Consider the following 17158-nt stretch of genomic DNA (forward strand, 5'->3'; position numbering starts at 1 on the left):
TGTCGGCGGTCAGCTAGTGATCTCCGGCAACTCCCGTGCGTGTCGACTTCTCGCTTCTGGCTACGTAGACCCGCCCCGACTGCGGGTGCGCCCCACCGGACTTCAAACGTGGGGCACGGTCACGGGACCGTAACGGGTGCGCCGGGGTTGTGCAAACACCCCGATCGGTGTTGTGAGTTCGCTCACCCCGTCAGGGGAGCAAGCAGGTCCGCCGATCGTCGTAAGCACTACTACGACTGCACCAAGTCACGGAGATTGAAGACGCGCTCGGCGTTCCGGGTGACAGTTGACGCAAGGTCGGCTGGATCTTGATCACGCAGTGTCGCAATGTCACGGAGGGTGTAGTTGGCGCAGAAGGGCTCGTTCGGGCGTCCCCTGAAGGGATGTGGCGTCAGGAACGGCGCGTCTGTCTCGACGAGCATGTGGTCCACCGGGACCCACCGCGCGGCTTCCCGCAGGGCGTGGGCGTTTTTGAAGGTCACCGTGCCGGCGAACGACAGCACGAACCCGCGCTCCACACAGGACCGCGCGAAGGCCAGGTCGCCGGAGAAGCAGTGGAAGACCACAGTGGACGGCGCACCCTCTTCGTCCAAGATCTTCAGGATGTCGTCGTGCGCGTCCCGGTCGTGGATCATCAGCGGCTTGTCGACGCGCTTGGAAAGCTCGATGTGCCAACGGAAAGCGTCGTGCTGGGCGGCCGGCGGGGCGTAGTCCCAGTAGTAGTCCAACCCGGTCTCGCCAACCGCGACGACGCGGGGTTGGGCGGCCAGTCGCTCCAGTGCGGACCGGTCGGCGTCGGTGAACTCCGACGTCCGGGTCGGGTGCAGGGCGACGGCGGCGAAGACCCGGTCGTCCCACGTGGCGGCCTGGGCGGCCCAGCGGGCGGACTCAACGGTGTCCCCGACCGTGATCACCCGGTCGACACCGGCGGCGTTCGCCCGGTCGAGCATTTCCCGTACCTGCTCGGGTGTTTCCGCCCCGCAGGCGTCGAGGTGGGTGTGGGCGTCGACCACCGGCGCCGGAAGCGCTTCCGGGACCGGTGGCCGCTCGCCCTTGCGCGGTGTCACGACGTGACGATGGGGGCCCACTCCGGGCCGGTCTCCGCCAACTCCGGCGCGAGCTTGGCGAACAGCGGCGCGGGCTTGGCCAGCGGGCGGCCCGCCTCGATCGGCGTGGACTCCCACTTGGCCTGCTCGCCCGCGTAGTCACCGGTCAGCACCGGGTACTTGCGGTCGGGCACGTCCAGGTCGGTGACCTCGTTGATCGACGGCTGCGCCGCCCACACGCCGGTGCCGCCCAGCGCCTCGTGCACCTTCTGCGCCGAGTGCGGCAGGAACGGCGTGAGCAGCGCGTTCGCGTCCTGGACGACCTGGAGCGCGGTGTGCAGGACGGTGTCCCGGCGGGCCGGGTCGTCCTTGAGCTTCCACGGCTCCTGGTCGGACAGGTAGCGGTTGGCCGCGCCGACGACCTTCATCGCCTCGGTGGCCGCCTGCTTGAACCGCGACCGGCGCAGGTTGCCGCCCACGACGTCGAAGGCTTGCTTCGAGAGGTTCAGCAGGTCGTGGTCGGCGTCGGTGCGGGCGCCCGGGGTCGGGATGGCGCCGACGTTCTTGTGCGCCATCGAGATCGACCGGTTGACCAGGTTGCCCCACTCGTTGGCCAGCTCGAAGTTGGTGCGGCGGACGAACTCGTCCCAGGTGAAGTCGGTGTCCTGGTTCTCGGGGCCTGCCACGGAGATGAAGTAGCGCAGCGCGTCCGGGCCGAACTCGCGCAGGAAGTCCGTCACGTAGATGACGGTGCCGCGCGAGGTGGAGAACTTCGAGCCGCTCATGGTGAGGAACTCGCTGGACACGACCTCGGTGGGCAGGTTCAGCTCGCCGAACACCCCCGGTTGCCCGCCCTTGGCGCCTTGGCCGTTCTGGCCGAGCAGGAGGGAGGGCCAGATGAGGGAGTGGAAGACGATGTTGTCCTTGCCCATGAAGTAGTAGCCCTGGGCGTCGCCGGTCCAGAACTCCTTCCAGGCGTCGTCGTTCCCGCTGCGGCGGGCCCACTCGACGGACGCGCTCAAGTACCCGATCACCGCGTCGAACCACACGTAGAACCGCTTGAGCGGCTGGTCGCGCCACCCGTCGAGCGGGATCGGCACACCCCAGTCGAGGTCGCGGGTGATCGCGCGCGGGCGGAGATCCTTGATCAGGTTCTGGCTGAACTTGAGCACGTTCGGCCGCCACTCGGTGCGGGTCTGGAGCCAGCCGCCGAGCGCGTCGATGAACTGCGGCAGGTCCAGGAACAGGTGCTCGGTCTCGACGAACTTCGGCGTCTCGCCGTTGATCCGGCTGCGCGGGTTCTTCAGGTCGATCGGGTCGAGCTGGTTGCCGCAGTTGTCGCACTGGTCGCCGCGCGCGCCGTCGTACCCGCAGATCGGGCAGGTGCCCTCGATGTAGCGGTCGGGCAGGGTGCGGCCGGTGGACGGGCTGATCGCGCCCATCTCGGTCTTGGGGACGACGTAGCCGTTGTTCCAGAGGGCGAGGAAGAGGTCCTGCACCACCTTGTAGTGGTTGCCGGTGGTGGTGCGGGTGAACAGGTCGTAGGACAGGCCCAGCCCGTGCAGGTCCTCGGCGATGACCCGGTTGTACTTGTCGGCCAGCTCGCGCTCGGTGAGCCCCTCCTTCTCCGCCTGGACGGAGATGGGGGTGCCGTGCTCGTCCGTGCCGGACACCATCAGCACCCGGTGCCCCGACATCCTCATGTACCGCGAGAACACGTCGGAGGGGACACCGAACCCTGATACGTGACCGATGTGGCGGGGCCCGTTGGCGTACGGCCACGCCACCGCGGTCAACACGGAGGCACTCATGGTCCAAGCCTACGGAGGTGCCGCCACCCGGTTTCGCGCGGCTCGCCGTTGGCAGCTGCCGCCAACCGGCGTCCGCGCTGGGCGATCATGGACGCGTGAACGGGAGCGCGGTGCGGGAGCTGTTCGAGAGGTGGGCCGGCAAGGCCGAGGTCGACGACGAGTTCGCGGCCAACGTGGCCGCTGCCCGTGACCTGGCCTCCGCCGAGCTGGACGGCGACGCGTGGTCGCCCGAGGTGGACGAGCCGGTCAGCCGCCGCTGACCACGGCGTCGTACAGGGCCTTCTTGCTCACGCCCGCCGCCTGCGCCACCTCGGCCGCCGCCGCCTTCAGCCGCTCACCGTCCGCGACCCGCTGCTTCACCTCGGCGATCAACGACTCCATCGAGGGACCCTCGGTCGGGGCAGCCGGCCCCAAGACCACCGTGATCTCGCCCTTCACGCCCTCCGCCGCCCACGCGGCCAGCTCCCCCAGCCCGCCGCGCTTGACCTCCTCATACGTCTTCGTCAGCTCCCGGCACACCGCCGCACGCCGGTCCTCCCCGAGCACCGAAGCCGCGTCCGCCAGAGTGGCTGCCAGCCGATGGGGTGATTCGAAGAACACGCACGTGCGCGGTTCCGAAGCCAAGGCGGCGAACCAGCGCAGCCGCTCCCCCTGCTTGCGCGGCGGGAAGCCCTCGAAGCAGAACCGGTCCGACGGGAGGCCCGAGACGGCCAGGGCCGTGGTCACCGCCGAAGGACCCGGCAGGCACGTCACCACCAGCCCCTCCTCCACGCACGCCGCGACCAGGCGGTAGCCCGGGTCGGACACGCTGGGCATCCCGGCGTCGGTGACCAGCAGCACCGTCTGGCCCGCGTGCAGCGCCTCCAGCAGGCCCGGCAGGCGGCTGGTCTCCACCTGGTCGTAGAAGCTCACCACCCGCCCGCCGACCTCGACGTCGAGCGCCGACGCCAGCGAGCGCAGGCGGCGGGTGTCCTCGGCCGCCACCACGTCCGCCGTCGCCAGGGCGTCGACCAGACGCGGCGAGGCGTCTCGGACGTCGCCGAGCGGAGTAGCGGCGAGCACCAAACGGCCTGATCCGGATACAGGTCTCACACCGTTCACCCTACGATCGGCCCCGTGAGCCTGATCGCACCGCAGTCCGCAGACGACGTGGTCGACGTCGGGGACGTGCCCCCGACCAGCCCCCCACCGGGCAACGACCGCGCGACGCGGGCGCAGCAGCTCGAACCGGGACCGCTGAGCAGCCCCCTGCGCGGGTGGCTGGTCACGCTGGCCGTCGCCCTGCTCGGCGGTGTGGTGCGGTTCTGGAACCTCGGGTTCCCGACCGACAAGGGCACCCCGATCTTCGACGAGAAGCACTACGTGCCGCAGGGCGCGCAGGTGTGGCGCAACCACGGGTACGAGGACAACCCCGGCTACGAGCTGATCGTCCACCCGCCGCTGGGCAAGCAGCTCATCGCGATCGGCGAGTGGCTGTTCGGCTACGACGGCGTGGGCTGGCGATTCGCCTCGGCCGTGGTCGGGACGTTGACCATCCTGCTGGTGGTGCGGATCGCGCGGCGCATGTCGCGGTCGGACCTGATCGGCGCGATCGCCGGTGTGCTGCTCATCGCGGACGGCGTCAGCCACGTCCAGTCCCGGATGGGGATGCTGGACATCTTCCTGGCGTTCTTCGTCGTGGTGGCGTTCGCGTGCCTGGTGGCCGACCGTGACCAGGTGCGGTCGCGGCTGGCGGTGGCCGTGCGGGAGGGCTGGGCGACCCAGTCGGTGCTCGGACCGGCGCTGGGCTTCCGGTGGTGGCGGTTCGGCGCGGGTGTGGCGCTGGGGCTCGCGTGCGGCGTGAAGTGGTCCGGCCTGTGGTACATCGCGTTCTTCGGCGTGCTGTCCGTGCTGTGGAGCGCGCTGGCCCGGCGGTCGGCGGGCGTGGAGCGGCCGTGGGTGGGCACGATCGTGCGCGACCTGCTGCCGTCGCTGTTCGGGCTGCTGGTCATCCCGATCCTGGCCTACCTGGCCACGTGGTGGGCGTGGTTCGCCAGCGAGACCGCCATCGACCGGCACGTGGTGGGCGCCAAGCTGCCGGACGACTCGTGGGTCCCGGACCCGCTGCGCGCGCTCTGGTACTACAGCAGCAACGTGCTGGAGTTCCACACCAAGCTGGTCACGTCGGACACCAACCGGCACCCGTGGGAGTCGAAGCCGTGGACGTGGCCGATGGGCCTGCGCCCGATGCTCTACTACTACGAGGGCGCCGTCACCGGCTGCGGCGCGGCGTCGTGCGTGGGCGCGATCATGCTCATCGGCACGCCCGCGATGTGGTGGCTGGCGTTCCCGGTGCTGGCGTGGGCGATGTGGAAGTCGATCGCGAAGCTGGACTGGCGTTACGCGGCGGTGCTGGTCGGGTACGGCGCGGGCTTCCTGCCGTGGTTCATCAACGTGGACCGGCAGATGTACTTCTTCTACGTGACCCCGATGGCGCCGTTCCTGGTGCTCGGCATCGCGCTGGCGCTGGGCGAGATCCTGGGCGCGGCGAACTCCGGCCAGGAACGCCGCGGCACGGGCCTGCTGACCGTGGCCCTGTACGTGGGTCTGGTCGTGGCGAACTTCGTGTGGCTGTGGCCGATCTTGAACGGCATCCCGATAACACCGGAGATGTGGGAGGCCCAGCGCTGGCTGCCGTCCTGGCGGTAGCGGTCAGGCGGAGTCCGCGGACACCTCGTCACGTGCCGGGGCCGCGGTCTCCGCGCCGTCCTGCGACGACGGCGCGGAGGACACGAGCGCGGCGGGCACGTCGGCCGGCGGCGTGAACGACTCCTCGGACCGGATGCGCGGCGGCACCGCGGCCCACGACTTCAGGTTCTGCATGACGTCCTCGTAGAACCCCATCACGGCGCCGAGCACCGAGTCGATGAACGAGTTCCGACCGGTGCCGCGCTTGGTGCCGGCCGGAATCGAGTGCGCCACGCGGAAACCGCGGATCTCCCGAGCCGGGTCGACCACGAGAACACCCGGATTCGCCCGCACGGTGCGCAGCAGCTCCGAAGCGCCCGCGCCCCGCGCGTGCAGTGCGAAGGCTTCCAGCCGAAGCGTTTCCGGTGCGTCCTTCAACTGGCGCACCAGCCAGTTGACCCGTGTGGTGGAACGCCCTTCCCGGGGTCCGTCGACGTCGACGGAGCAGATCACCTGGCCGGCGCGCAGGTCGGCGGTGACGTGGAGGGTGCCCACGGTGCCGGGGATCTGGATGCCCGCGCTCAACCTGCCCTCGGCGACCAGTTGGGCGACCTGCTTGGTCACGCGGGCCTGCGGGTCGGCCACCTCCCGGCGCGGCAGGGCGGGCGTCACCTCGGTGCCCAGCTTGCGCCCGAGTTGCAGGCAGGCGAACCTGATCAACGCGTCGAACCGCAGGGCCACCTCGGGCGCGACCTTGTCGGTGGCGCGCAGCGTGCCGGCCTGGATCGCCTCGCGGAGCGGCACCCAGGACTGCCCCATGTCCTCGAAGGCCATCGCCCCCGACCTCGGGTGTTCCAGGTACCGGATCAGCTCGCCCAGCACCCACGCCTGGTCGGGGTCGGCGACGCCCCGGTGCTCCTTCTGCATCACCGCTTCGCAGAGCACCTGCGTCCAGGGCAGGTGGTGCAGCGCGACCTTCTTGACCTTGCGGCGGTCGACCGGGGTCGGGTGTTGGTCCGGTAATGGGGGGATCTCGTTGGAGATCGTGATCAGCGCGTCGAACCCCTGGTCGCGCGCCACGTCGAGGTAGTTCTCCAGCTGCTCGCGCTGCAACTCGTTCGTGCCCGTCTTGACCTCCACCAGCGCGGTCCAGGTCCGCTGGCCGCGGGTGACCCGGATGAGGCCGTCCGGGATGAACTTGCGGCCGTCGAGTTCGAACGGCACTTCGATGAAGGTCCGCACGGTGGCCGCCGGCGCGCCGAAGGGCTGGGTGAGCGCCCGCCCGAATTCACGGACGGAGGACATGACGGCCAGCAGTGCCGAGGTCGCCCGGCGTTCCTGTTCCTCCGCGCCGTTGATGCCCGATGTGGGGATCAGCCTCGCGGCGTGCCAGTTCTCCTCGGACGACATCGGTCACCTCGCTGCACGTACGGCTGATCGGAAACATGGCGTAGTTCGGCGTCGACCGAAGGTTCGTTACGACCCCGATCCCGCTTCACCCGTTCAGCCGCAGTGGTTGCGCTGTCAGCGCGGCAGTTCGGTCAGGACGGCGTTGCGGGTGCTTTCGAAGATCACCGAGCTGCGGAAGCTCAGGACCTCACGGCGTTCGCTGAGCCGGTCGATGAGGAACTCGTGCAGGTGTTCCAGGTCCTGGACGGCGACGTGGATGAGGAAGTCGTCGTCGCCCGCGCAGACGTAGGTCGCCAGCACCTCCGGCAGCGCGGTCAGGGCCGCCTTGAAGTTGTCGATCACCGCGCGGCTCAACGGGCGGATGCGGCAGGCAACGAAGGCCTCCACCGGGCGGTTCAGGGCGGTCAGGTCGATGTCGGCGTGGTAGCCCTTGATCACGCCGCGCTCGCGCAGCAGCCGGACGCGTTCGAGGGCGGTGGACGGGGCCACGCCCAGTCGTCTGGCCAGTTCCCGGTTGGTCAGCCGGGCATCTGTCTGGAGATGGCGGATGATCGCCGAATCAAGTTCGTCCACTGGTGGATCATCGCACGTCCCACCGAATAGGGTTCGGCAGACAACCCTGAGTGGGCACCGGGTGGCTAACTTCGGGCGCATTCCACCGATCGAATGAATGGAAACGCGCTGTGCTGTCCACCAGGATCGTCCTCGTCCTGCGCGCCGACCTGCCGCCCAACCTCGCCGCCAACGCCGCCGTCGTCCTCGGGCTGAGCCTCGGCGCGCGCCTGCCCGACACCCTCGGCGACGACGGCAAGGACGCCGACGGCGCCACCCACCTCGGCATCACCGACCACCCGGTCCCCGTCCTCACCGCCGACGCCGCCACGATCAAGGACCTGCACGCCGCCGCCGGGGTCACCGCGATCGGGTTCACCGAGGTCGCCCGCCGCGCCCGCGCCTACGACGCCTACCTCGAAGACCTCGCCCGCGCGCACGACCCGGAGTTCGTGGCGGTCGCGCTGCACGGGCCGCGGGACGTGGTCACGAAGCTGACCCGCAAGCTGCCGTTGATGTCATGAGGCTGACCGCGATGTACCTCGGCGCGGTGCTGGGGCCGGGGGTGTTGGTGCTGCCCGCGCTGGCGAACAGAGCCGCCGGCCCGGCGTCGTTGCCGGCCTGGGTGTTGTTGCTGGTGCTGAGCGTCCCGGTGGCGATGTCGTTCGCCGAACTGGGCACCCGCTACCCCGGCGGACACGGTGTGGCCGGGTTCGTGGGGCACGCCTTCGGTCCTCGGGCGCAGAACACCGTCGCCTGGTGGTTCTACGCCGTGGGCGTGCCGGTCGGGGTCTTGGGTGGCGCGCTCGTCGGCGGGCAGTACGTGGCGCACGCGGCGGGCGGGCACCCGTTGTTGTGGGGGACGCTCATCCTCGCCGCCGCGTTCCTCGCGAACCACGCCGGGTTCCACGTCTCGGCCACCGCCCAGGTGCTGCTGGTCGGCCTGCTCACGGCCCTGGTGGCGACCGCGATCGCGTTCCGCCTGCCGCACGTCACCACCGCCGACTTCACGCCCTTCGCGCCGCACGGCTGGCTCGCCGTCGGCACGGCCGCGACCGTGCTGTTCTTCGCGTTCGCGGGCTGGGAGGCGGGCAGCCACCTGTCCGGCGCGGCCGACCCGCGCCGGGCGACCCGGCGGACCCTGGTCGTCGTCGCAGTCCTCTACCTGGGGTTGGCGGTCACGACGGTCGCGGTGCCGGGGGACGTGCCGCTGGCCGTGCTGCTGGAGCAGACCTTCGGGCCGGCCGCCCGCGCCACGACGGCGGTCGCGGCCGTGCTGCTGACCTTCGGCGCGGTCAACACCTACCTGGCCGGGGCCAAGGAACTCGGCACGGCGATGGGCCTGAAGAGGTCCCTCGGCGTGCAGGCCGGGTGGTGCGCGGTGCTGCTCGTGGTGACGGCGGTGTGGCGGGTCGACCTGGCCACGCTCATGGGTGTCACCGCGACGACGCTCGCGGCGGTGACGGCGGCGGGCATGGCGGCGGCGGTCAAGCTGCTGCCGCGCAAGGCCCCGCCGGCCGTCGCCCTGGCGTTCACGCTGGTGGTGCTGGGGTTCTCCGGCTGGTGGCTGCTGGTGCCGGCCGTGGTCAGCGCACTGGCCTGGTCGGCGGCTCGGGCCGGTCGATCAGCCGCGTCACCGGGCCCTCGGTGCTGACGCCGGCCTTCGACAGCCACGACCCCAGCTCGGCCCGCACCGACGACAGCGACGGGCGCTTGGCCGGGTCGGCGTCCAGGGCGTTGGTGAGCAGCCGCGTGTGGGCGCTGTGCTGGGGCAGCTTCACGCACGGCTCGCCCTGCGCCGCCGCCATCAGCGACGAGATCGGGTTGTCCCGCGACCCGCGCGGCGGGTGGCCGGTCAGGGCGTAGCTGACCGTGGCGGCCAGCTGCCAGGAGTCCGAGGCCGGGCTGGCCGCCTCGCCGCGCGCGGTCTCAGGGGCCAGGAAGTCCGGGGTGCCGACCATCATGCCGGTGGCGGTCAGGGTGCTGTCGCCCTTCGAGCGGGCGATGCCGAAGTCGATCAGGTGCGCGGTGCCGCTGCCGTCGACGATCACGTTGGACGGCTTCACGTCCCGGTGCAGCACGCCCTGCTCGTGGGCGGCGGCCAGCGCGTCGGCCATGTTGACCCAGAGGCGGGCGGCGAGGGTGTCCTGGAGCAGCCCGTTCTTGAGCACCACGTCGGACAGCGGCTGGCCGTCGATGTACTCCATGACGATGGCCAGGCCGTCCGGGTCCTGCACGATGTCGAACACGCGCACGCAGTTCGGGTGCCGGACCGCCGCCAGCGCCCGCGCCTCGCGCAACATGCGCTGCTCGGTGTCGTTGTCCGGCGCGTGCGCGAGCTTCACGGCGACCGTGCGGTCGAGCTGGGTGTCCACGGCGAGCCACACCGTGCCGAACCCGCCCCGCCCGAGCTGTCGGACGCGCCGGAACCGGCCGCCCGCCGGGTTCCACACCTTGCCGGAGTCGGCCGGTGGCGTCGGGGTGGACGGGGTCGCGCCGGGGCCGAAGGGCAGCGGACCGGGCGTGTCGGCGAGCTGGGCGGGCTGCTGCTCCACGCGCGTGGGGCGCGGCGGCTCGGCGCCCGGCACCGGCGGCACCTCGGCGACCCGCGTCGGCGGGTACTGGCGCGGCTGGACCGGCTTCTGCATCGGCGGCGGCGTCGGGTTGTACGGCGGGATCGGCCGGTACGGCGGGATGTGCGCGGGCTGGTAGGGCGGCGGCTTGCCGGCCGGCTGGTACGGCGGCGGGTTCTGCTGGGGGTTGTGCGGCGGGGGGTTCTGCCGCGCGGACACGGCCTGCTGCTGCGGCGTCGGCCGGGCCGACGGGCCGTGCGACGAGGACGCGGGCTGCTGCGGCGTGGCCGGGGCACCGCGGTCCCGGCCGGGGCGGTTGAGCATGGCGGTAGTCAACCCGAAAATCCGCACGACGAGTGAGCCGATCAGCGCAATCGGGAAGAACCCGAGGAGCAGGTGCCCCACCAGCGTCACGGGCAGCAACGACGTGGCCACCAACAGCACCAGGAAGGGCGGCCAGAACACCCGTCGGGGCCAGTTGGGTCCGAGCCGGAACGCCGAGCCGGCCTGCATCATCACGAACACCAGGCACAGCAGCGCGAGCACGGCGGTGATCCCGGCGGCGATCAGGAAGACCTTGTCGGACTGGCCGCTGACCGCCCGGATGATCGACGGCGCGTTGACCAGGTACCGCTGCTGGGTGAACGCCACGCACGGCGACGTCGACAGCGATTCCATCCCGTAGAGCGACCCGCGCTGGAGGGTCTCGAACGTTCCGGAGAACAGCACCCACGGCAGCACGAGCGTGCTGGTCACGCCCAGGACGGCGAACATCGCCCCGGTGACCGGCCCGTAGGAGTTGCCGACGACCCGGCGGATGGTGATCGACAGCAGCGCCGCGATGGTCGGCAGCACGCCGATCAGCGCGCCGAGGGCCGTCGTGGTCCACGCCCAGTCACCCGGGCACAGGGGGATGCCGGTAAAGCCGTGCAGCCAGTCCAGCAGCGACTTGGCCAGCTCCACGCCCTCCACCACCCCTTCTCGTCGCCCCTCAGGGTACGGGTGAGGGCCACGCCGACATGGCCGCATCCGCAACGTGGCGGAGTTCGTCGCGCGTCGCGCCGTCGCGGGCGAGGTCCGACATGCCGCGCACGATGGCCGCCACGTACACGGCCAGGGCGTGCGGATCGGTTCGGGCGGGCAGCCGACCGGCGGCGACGTCGTTCCTGATCTTGTCCTCCACCGCGGCGAGGGCGACCTCGCGCAGGTGCCCCAGTTCGGGGGCGCTGAGGACCAGGCAGCCACGCGGCCGGTCGTCGGCGGTGTACTCGACGGCAGCCTCCCGCAGCACCCGCTCGACGGCCCTGCGCGCGGTGGGCTCCTCGTCGAGGGCTCGGGTGGTGAACGCGCCGTAGGTCCGCCAGTACCGCTCGACGACCTCGTTGAACAGGGCTTTCTTGTCGCCGAAGGCCGCGTAGAGGCTCGGCGGGTTCACTCCGGTGAGCTTGGTGAGGTCGGCCACGGAGGTGGCGTCGTAGCCCGCCCGCCAGAAGGCGCGCGTCACCTGGTCGAGGACTTCCTCCCGGTCGAACCCACGCCTGCGCCCCGCCACGCCCGCCATTTTATAACGACCGCTACAGTGGCATTCTGTAACAGTCACTACAGATTGGCGGGACGATGAGGACAGCGCTGGTGACGGGGGCGAGCCGGGGCATCGGGCGGGCGATCGCGCTGCGCCTGGCGGCGGACGGCTTGCGCGTGGTCGTGCACTACGGGCGCGACGAGGTGGCGGCCAAGGAGGTCGTGGCGGCGGCGGGCGGCGGGGCGTTCGCCGTGCGGGCGTCCCTGCCGGACGAGGTGGACGCGCTGTTCGCCGACCTGCCGGAGCTGGACGTCGTGGTGAACAACGCGGGGATCGGGCTGCTCAACCCGATCGAGGACGTGACACCGGACGAGTTCGACGAGGTGTTCGGGGTCAACGTGCGGGCGCCCTTCTTCGTGGTGCAGCGGGCGCTGCCGTTGCTGCGGGACGGCGGGCGGATCGTGAACATCTCGTCGGGCGTCACGCGGATCGCGTTCCCGGAGGGCATCGCGTACTCGATGACCAAGGGGGCGCTGGACACGTTCACGCGGACGTTGGCCCAGCACCTGGGGCCGCGCGGGATCACGGTGAACACGGTCGCGCCGGGGGTCGTGGACACCGACGTCAACGCCGGGTGGCTGCGGGGCAACCCGGAGGCGGAGGCGGCGATGGCGGCGCGGTCGGCGCTGGGACGGATCGGGCAGCCCGGGGACATCGCAGACGTCGTGTCGTTCGTGGCCTCGGCGGACGCGCGGTGGGTGACCGGGGCGTGGATCGACGCCACCGGGGGCGCGCACCTGTAAGTGGGGGCGGGGCGTCTCCGCAAACGCCCCGCCACCCGGTGGTGGGACCCGGGGCGCCTCCGCAAACGCCCGCGCGGTCCCGGTGGGGGGAGGCGTCTCCGCAGCCGCCTCGCACCCCCGGTGTGCGCGGAAGGGGGGTCCGACGACGGGCGCCGGACCCCTCCCCCGCGCATGTGGCTCGCCGCTAGCCCACGCGCTCCCACAGGGCGGGCACGTTGGGCGGTTCCCAGCCGGTTTGGGACGTGTGCCCCTGCAAGCACCGGTACCCGACACCGCCGTACGTCACGAGGGAGCCGATCGCGTACGTGGTGCCCGGCTGCCAGGTCGTCTGGCCGGGGTTGCTGGTCGTGGTGGTCGGCGACGTCGGTGACGTCGTGCCACCGCTGGTGACCAGCTGGAGGCCGTAGGCCTGGAGGATCTCGTTCACCGGTTGGAAGTACGTGGTCCCGCCGGACGAACAGTTCCCGGACCCGCCGGAGGTGACGCCCTGGGCCTGGTCGCCGGAGAGCCACGAGCCGCCCGAGTCGCCGGGTTCGGCGCAGGCGCTGGTGCGGACCACTCCGGAGACGGTGCCCTGGGGGTAGGTGACGGAGGTGTTGCGCTGCTGGATGGTGCCGCAGCGCCATTGGGTGGTGGAGCCGGACCGGCACACCGAGGCGCCCACCGGCGCGTCGGTCGACCCGGCCACCGGCACGGTGCCGGGGTAGCGGTTGACCAGGCCGCGCATGGTGTTGCCGGCGCCCACGCGGACCCAGGCGTAGTCGTTGCCGGGGAAGCTGGACCCGGCGAACGTGCCGGTCGGCTGCGTGGTGCCCTGGCCGGTGGTGCCGCAGTGGCCGGCCGTGACGAAGCCGCCGTTGACCGAGAACCCGACCGAGCAGCGTCCGCCGCCGCTCATGTAGTACGCGTTGCCGCCGATCACGTCGATCAGCGGGCGCGGGTCCTCGGTCGACGCCTCGATCCGGACGTCCGCCTCGTCCAAGCCGCTGGCCTTGGCGAACGCCTTGGCGTTGCCGAGGTCCCGCGCCAGGACGACGACGGAGTTCGAGGGCAGGTCGACGTACCAGGCGGGCACGCCGGCGGGGACGTCCTTGTTCGCGTCGAGCTTGGCCTTGAGCGCGTCGAGCTGGATCTGGCTGCGCTTGACCACCTTGGGCGTGGCCCCGGCGTCCTTCACGGCCTGGACCCGGGCCTCGTTGGTGACCGCGACGGTCAGCGCGGCGTCCTTGTCCAGCCACGCGCCGGCGTAGGCGGCGCCGAGCCGCGCCTTGAGGTCGTGGTCCGCGCGGGCCGCTTGCGCCTCGCGGACCAGTCGGGTCCGGGCCTGGTCAGGGGTCAGGCCGAGGTCGCGCGACAGGGCGGCGACCAGGTCGCTCTCCGGTGCTGGTGGCGGGCCTGCGGTCGCGCTGCCGGCCACGACCGCTGCGACACCGGCAGCGCTCAGGACCGTCGCGGCGACGGCGGCGGCGATGCGTCGAGTCATCCGCTGTCTCCTTGCAGGGGTGGTGACACGGGATGCGGGGCCTTGCCCTCGACGCTAGCCGGCCGCGTGGCCTGGCGGATATGCCAGTTCAGCCATAACACCGCGTTATGGTCCATACCACTCGTGATCTTTCAGAACAGGCTGACCTGCGTCCCCTTGCTCCGCCGCTGGGGCTGCTCGTCACCGATCCGCCGGAAGTCGCCCAGGTCGGCCAGGAACGGCGAGCGCGGCCGGACCGAGGTGTGGCTGAGGAACAGGTGCCGCTGCGCCCGGGTCATCCCGACGAACAGCAGGCGGCGCTCCTCGTCGGTGTCGTCGTCCTGACCGGGCCACCGCAGCGGCAGCAGGCCGTCCTCGCAGCCGACGATGAACACCACGGGGAACTCCAGCCCTTTGGACGCGTGCAGCGTCAGCAACGAGATCCGATCCGCCCGCGGGTCCCACGTGTCCACCTCGACGCCCAGCGCGAGCGTCGTGTGGAACCGCTCGAAGTCCGTGCCGCAGTCCAGCGCCAGCGGCTTGAGCAGTTCGTAGGCGGTGTGGTCCTCACCCGCCACCGCACGAACCCTGTCCACAATGGACTCACCGGCGGTGAACGCCAGCTCCCGCACGATCCGCGCCACCCCGGGCCGGTCCAACAACCGGTCGTGCGACCGCTTCTGGAACGGCAGCCCGGACCGGGTGAGCGCGTCCACCAGGGCCTTGGACTGCCGGTCGGTCCGGTACAGGACGGCGAAGTCGGAGAACCCGAGCCCTTGGGTGCCGTCCGAGGTCACCCGTCCACTGTCGAACGCGTGGAACGACGCCCCACCGAGCACCTGCTCGATCGTCCGCGCCACGAACGCCGCTTCGGCTTGCTCGGACGCCGCGTGGTGCACACCGATCGGCGCGTCCCCGTGGTCCCCGTGCGGTTCCAGCGCACGGCCGGGCACCAACGTGGACGGCGAGACCACCGCCAACGCCCCACGCACGACCGCCGGGCTGGATCGGTAGTTGCGGGTCAGGTGCACTTCCCGCGCCGAGGGGAAGTCCTGCCGGAAGCGCAGGAAGAAGCCGACGTCCGCGCCCCGGAACCGGTAGATCGCCTGGTCCGGGTCGCCGATCGCCGTGAGGTTCCCGTCGGCGGGCGCGAGCAGGCGGAGGAGTCGGTACTGGCGCTCGTCGACGTCCTGGTACTCGTCGACGGAGATCCAGCGGAAGCGGGCGCGGTAGGCGTCGACCAGATCGGGCCGGGTTTCGAGGAGGCCGAGCGGCAGCTCCACCAGGTCGTCGAAGTCGACCAGGTCCTGCGCCCGCAAGGCTTTCTTGTAGACCTCGGCCCCTTCGGCAACCAGCCGCCGAGCCTCCTTGTCGTCCCCGCACACCGTCCGGGCGACTTCGACCTGCCGGTCGGGATCCGCGATGCCGAAGGAGGGCGACAACCCCACTTCCGCGTGGTGCTCCCGCAGGATCCGCACCCCCAAGGAGTGGAAGGTCGCCACCACAACCCGCGCCCCCAGCACCTCCAGCCGCTCAGCCATCTCCTCGGCGGCCCGCCGGGTGAACGTGATCGCGAGACACTCCTCGGCCGGCACACCCCGCTCGACGACCAGGTGCGCGATCCGGTGGGTCAACGTCCGCGTCTTACCGGTCCCAGGCCCAGCAATGATCAACAACGGCCCGCCACCACTACCGGCCGCCACCCGCTGATCCGGATCAAGCGCCTCCAACAGCGAAAACGCACCCTCGCCGGACCCAATCCGCCCCCCAGGCAGACCCCCACCCTCCCGGGGGCGTCCCTGCTCCAGTCTACCGCCGGGGTCCGACATCGAGCCCTCGACGACCGCAGGCTGTGGACAACTCGCGGCCTGTGGATGAACAACCGCGACACCCGAACCAACGACCGGCTCGACGTGCACGACGCCCGAACCGACAACCGACTCGCCAACCGCGACACCCGAACCGACGACCGGCTCGGACACCGGACCGGCGGACACCGGCTCCGGAACCGCGAACTCGAACAGCGACAAAGCCGAACCCCGCCGCTCCAACTCCCCCGGCTCGAACAGCCGGATCACCCCGTACTCACCGTCATACCCGGCGTCCCGCACCACCTGCCCCCGCCGCAACCGCTCGACAGCCTCCCCCAACAACGTGGAATGAGCCGCGAGGTCGTCCACCGGCACGTCCTGCAAGATCTCCAGCTCCGGCCCGAACGCCGCCGTCAGCCGGTCGACCTCCGCCAGCACCTTCTTGCTCTTCGGCCCCGTCCCGACGATCTCGCTCATGATCTCCGGCAGCGGCACCAGGTTCACGAACCCCGCCACCCCCTCGGGCCGGAATCCCGAATCCCGGTCGGCCAGCTCCTCGACCCGGCTCAGCACCCCCACCGTCAACGGCTTGCGGCACACCGGACAAATCCCGTTGTGCGCCAACGTCTCGACGGGCTCCATCCGCACACCGCACTTGCGGTGCCCGTCGACGTGGTACTTGCCCTCCTCGGGGAAGAACTCGATCGACCCGGCGTGCCCGTCCCCGGTCTCCAGCGCGCGCCGCACCGAGTGGTAGTCCAGCTCGGTGTCGAACACGGTCGCCTCACGGCCCAGCGCGGGTGGCGAGTGGGCGTCGGAGTTGCTGACCAGGCGGTAGCGGTCCAGGGACGAGACGCGCCAGTTCATCTCCGGGTCGCTGGACAGGCCCGTCTCCACGGCGAACACGTGGTCGGCGAGGTCGGCGTAGCAGTCGGCCACGGCGTCGAAGCCGGATTTCGAGCCCAGCACGGCGAACCACGGCGTCCACACGTGCGCCGGCACCAGGTAGCCGCCGCACTCCAGCGTGATCTCCAGCAGGTCCCGCGAGTCCAGGCCGAGGATGGGGCGCCCGTCCGAGGCGATGTTGCCGATGCGCGCCATGCGCCGGTTGAACTCCGCCGCCGAGTCCAGGTCGGGCATGTACACGAGGTGGTGCACCTTGCGCGTGCGGCCGTCGCGTTTGTAGATCGTCGAGATCTCCACGGACAGCATGAACCGCACGGTCCGCGAAGCCAGCGACGGCGGCAGGGTCCGGTCGATGTCGCGGTCCAGGTCCTCGCGCAACCGGAACAGGCCGGGCTCAGCCGGGACGAGCGTGTCACGCAGGTGGTCGTGCCACGCCGGGTGGGTGAAGTCGCCGGTGCCCACCAGCGAGATCCCCTTGCGGCGGGCCCACCAGGTCAGGTGTTCGAGGTCGCAGTCCCGGCTGCACGCCCGCGAGTACTTGGAGTGGATGTGGAGATCGGCCACGAATCGCACCGCGCCGATGGTAGCGGCACGG

Annotated in this window: 14 protein-coding genes; 5 read left to right on the forward strand and 9 right to left on the reverse strand. The window is 71.1% G+C overall.

All coding sequences use genetic code 11. The features are described 5' to 3' along the window. Positions 1-230 precede the first annotated feature (230 nt). Positions 231-1067, reverse strand: coding sequence for a TatD family hydrolase (locus WBN91_RS19050; RefSeq protein ID WP_337725113.1), 837 nt, complete (start codon positions 1065-1067; stop codon positions 231-233). Next, positions 1064-2857 carry a methionine--tRNA ligase gene (gene metG, locus WBN91_RS19055; protein WP_337725114.1) on the reverse strand — a complete coding sequence of 598 codons (1794 nt, stop codon included), beginning with the start codon at positions 2855-2857 and terminating at the stop codon, positions 1064-1066. The genes WBN91_RS19050 and metG overlap by 4 nt, the downstream gene beginning before the upstream one ends. A 95-nt stretch (positions 2858-2952) precedes the next feature. Between metG and WBN91_RS19060 the strand changes: the two genes are divergently transcribed. Continuing rightward, complete coding sequence (locus tag WBN91_RS19060) at positions 2953-3117, forward strand: hypothetical protein (RefSeq protein ID WP_337725115.1); 165 nt, start codon at positions 2953-2955, stop codon at positions 3115-3117. Here the strand turns inward: WBN91_RS19060 and rsmI are convergent. Continuing rightward, complete coding sequence (gene rsmI / locus WBN91_RS19065; RefSeq protein WP_443217750.1) at positions 3104-3958, reverse strand: 16S rRNA (cytidine(1402)-2'-O)-methyltransferase; 855 nt, start codon at positions 3956-3958, stop codon at positions 3104-3106. The two genes, WBN91_RS19060 and rsmI, sit on opposite strands and share 14 nt — an antisense overlap. Before the next feature lie 15 nt (positions 3959-3973). Between rsmI and WBN91_RS19070 the strand changes: the two genes are divergently transcribed. After that, the gene (locus tag WBN91_RS19070; protein WP_443217751.1) at positions 3974-5545 is read left to right on the forward strand and encodes a dolichyl-phosphate-mannose--protein mannosyltransferase; all 1572 of its coding nucleotides are present in this window, start codon (positions 3974-3976) and stop codon (positions 5543-5545) included. A gap of 3 nt (positions 5546-5548) precedes the next feature. On the opposite strand, the gene WBN91_RS19075 is transcribed toward WBN91_RS19070, so the two are convergent. Together WBN91_RS19075 and WBN91_RS19080 are read right to left on the reverse strand one after the other, a co-directional pair. After that, positions 5549-6934 (reverse strand): hypothetical protein, encoded by a 1386-nt coding sequence (locus WBN91_RS19075; RefSeq protein ID WP_337725117.1) that lies wholly within the window; start codon positions 6932-6934, stop codon positions 5549-5551. A 114-nt stretch (positions 6935-7048) separates the two neighbouring features. After that, on the reverse strand, positions 7049-7507 hold the full coding sequence (locus WBN91_RS19080) for an Lrp/AsnC family transcriptional regulator (protein ID WP_337725118.1): 459 nt from the start codon (positions 7505-7507) through the stop codon (positions 7049-7051). A 110-nt stretch (positions 7508-7617) separates the two neighbouring features. Between WBN91_RS19080 and WBN91_RS19085 the strand changes: the two genes are divergently transcribed. Then, positions 7618-8010 carry a DUF2000 domain-containing protein gene (locus tag WBN91_RS19085; protein ID WP_337725119.1) on the forward strand — a complete coding sequence of 131 codons (393 nt, stop codon included), beginning with the start codon at positions 7618-7620 and terminating at the stop codon, positions 8008-8010. Next, a complete protein-coding gene (locus WBN91_RS19090) occupies positions 8007-9140 on the forward strand; it encodes an APC family permease (protein ID WP_337725120.1) in 1134 nt (377 codons plus the stop codon). Before WBN91_RS19085 ends, WBN91_RS19090 begins: the two co-directional genes overlap by 4 nt. Here WBN91_RS19090 and WBN91_RS19095 read toward each other — a convergent pair. Both WBN91_RS19095 and WBN91_RS19100 read right to left on the reverse strand, forming a co-directional pair. Further along, on the reverse strand, positions 9073-11034 hold the full coding sequence (locus WBN91_RS19095) for a serine/threonine-protein kinase (protein ID WP_337725121.1): 1962 nt from the start codon (positions 11032-11034) through the stop codon (positions 9073-9075). The two genes, WBN91_RS19090 and WBN91_RS19095, sit on opposite strands and share 68 nt — an antisense overlap. Positions 11035-11050: 16 nt before the next feature. Further along, on the reverse strand, positions 11051-11620 hold the full coding sequence (locus tag WBN91_RS19100; protein ID WP_337725122.1) for a TetR/AcrR family transcriptional regulator: 570 nt from the start codon (positions 11618-11620) through the stop codon (positions 11051-11053). A 56-nt stretch (positions 11621-11676) separates the two neighbouring features. Here WBN91_RS19100 and WBN91_RS19105 point away from each other — a divergent pair, with 56 nt between their 5' ends. After that, positions 11677-12384 (forward strand): SDR family oxidoreductase, encoded by a 708-nt coding sequence (locus WBN91_RS19105; RefSeq protein ID WP_337729391.1) that lies wholly within the window; start codon positions 11677-11679, stop codon positions 12382-12384. Between the two features lie 184 nt (positions 12385-12568). Here WBN91_RS19105 and WBN91_RS19110 read toward each other — a convergent pair whose 3' ends face one another. After that, positions 12569-13867, reverse strand: a complete 1299-nt coding sequence (locus tag WBN91_RS19110; RefSeq protein ID WP_337725124.1) for a carbohydrate-binding protein — start codon at positions 13865-13867, stop codon at positions 12569-12571. Positions 13868-13998: 131 nt separating this feature from the next. After that, entirely contained in the window at positions 13999-17136 is a 3138-nt protein-coding gene (locus tag WBN91_RS19115) for a UvrD-helicase domain-containing protein (RefSeq protein ID WP_337725125.1), read from the reverse strand. Between the last annotated feature and the right edge of the window lie 22 nt (positions 17137-17158).

The organism is Saccharothrix sp. CCNWYY140, assembly GCF_037401995.1.
Taxonomy (GTDB): domain Bacteria; phylum Actinomycetota; class Actinomycetes; order Mycobacteriales; family Pseudonocardiaceae; genus Actinosynnema.

What these genes read in the sequence shown, in the direction of transcription:
- metG (WP_337725114.1), bottom strand. Translation starts at nt 2,857, where the DNA reads ATGAGTGCCTCCGTGTTGACCGCGGTGGCGTGGCCGTACGCCAACGGG.
- WBN91_RS19075 (WP_337725117.1), bottom strand. Translation starts at nt 6,934, where the DNA reads ATGTCGTCCGAGGAGAACTGGCACGCCGCGAGGCTGATCCCCACATCG.
- WBN91_RS19090 (WP_337725120.1), top strand. Translation starts at nt 8,007, where the DNA reads ATGAGGCTGACCGCGATGTACCTCGGCGCGGTGCTGGGGCCGGGGGTG.
- WBN91_RS19100 (WP_337725122.1), bottom strand. Translation starts at nt 11,620, where the DNA reads ATGGCGGGCGTGGCGGGGCGCAGGCGTGGGTTCGACCGGGAGGAAGTC.
- WBN91_RS19105 (WP_337729391.1), top strand. Translation starts at nt 11,677, where the DNA reads ATGAGGACAGCGCTGGTGACGGGGGCGAGCCGGGGCATCGGGCGGGCG.
- WBN91_RS19110 (WP_337725124.1), bottom strand. Translation starts at nt 13,867, where the DNA reads ATGACTCGACGCATCGCCGCCGCCGTCGCCGCGACGGTCCTGAGCGCT.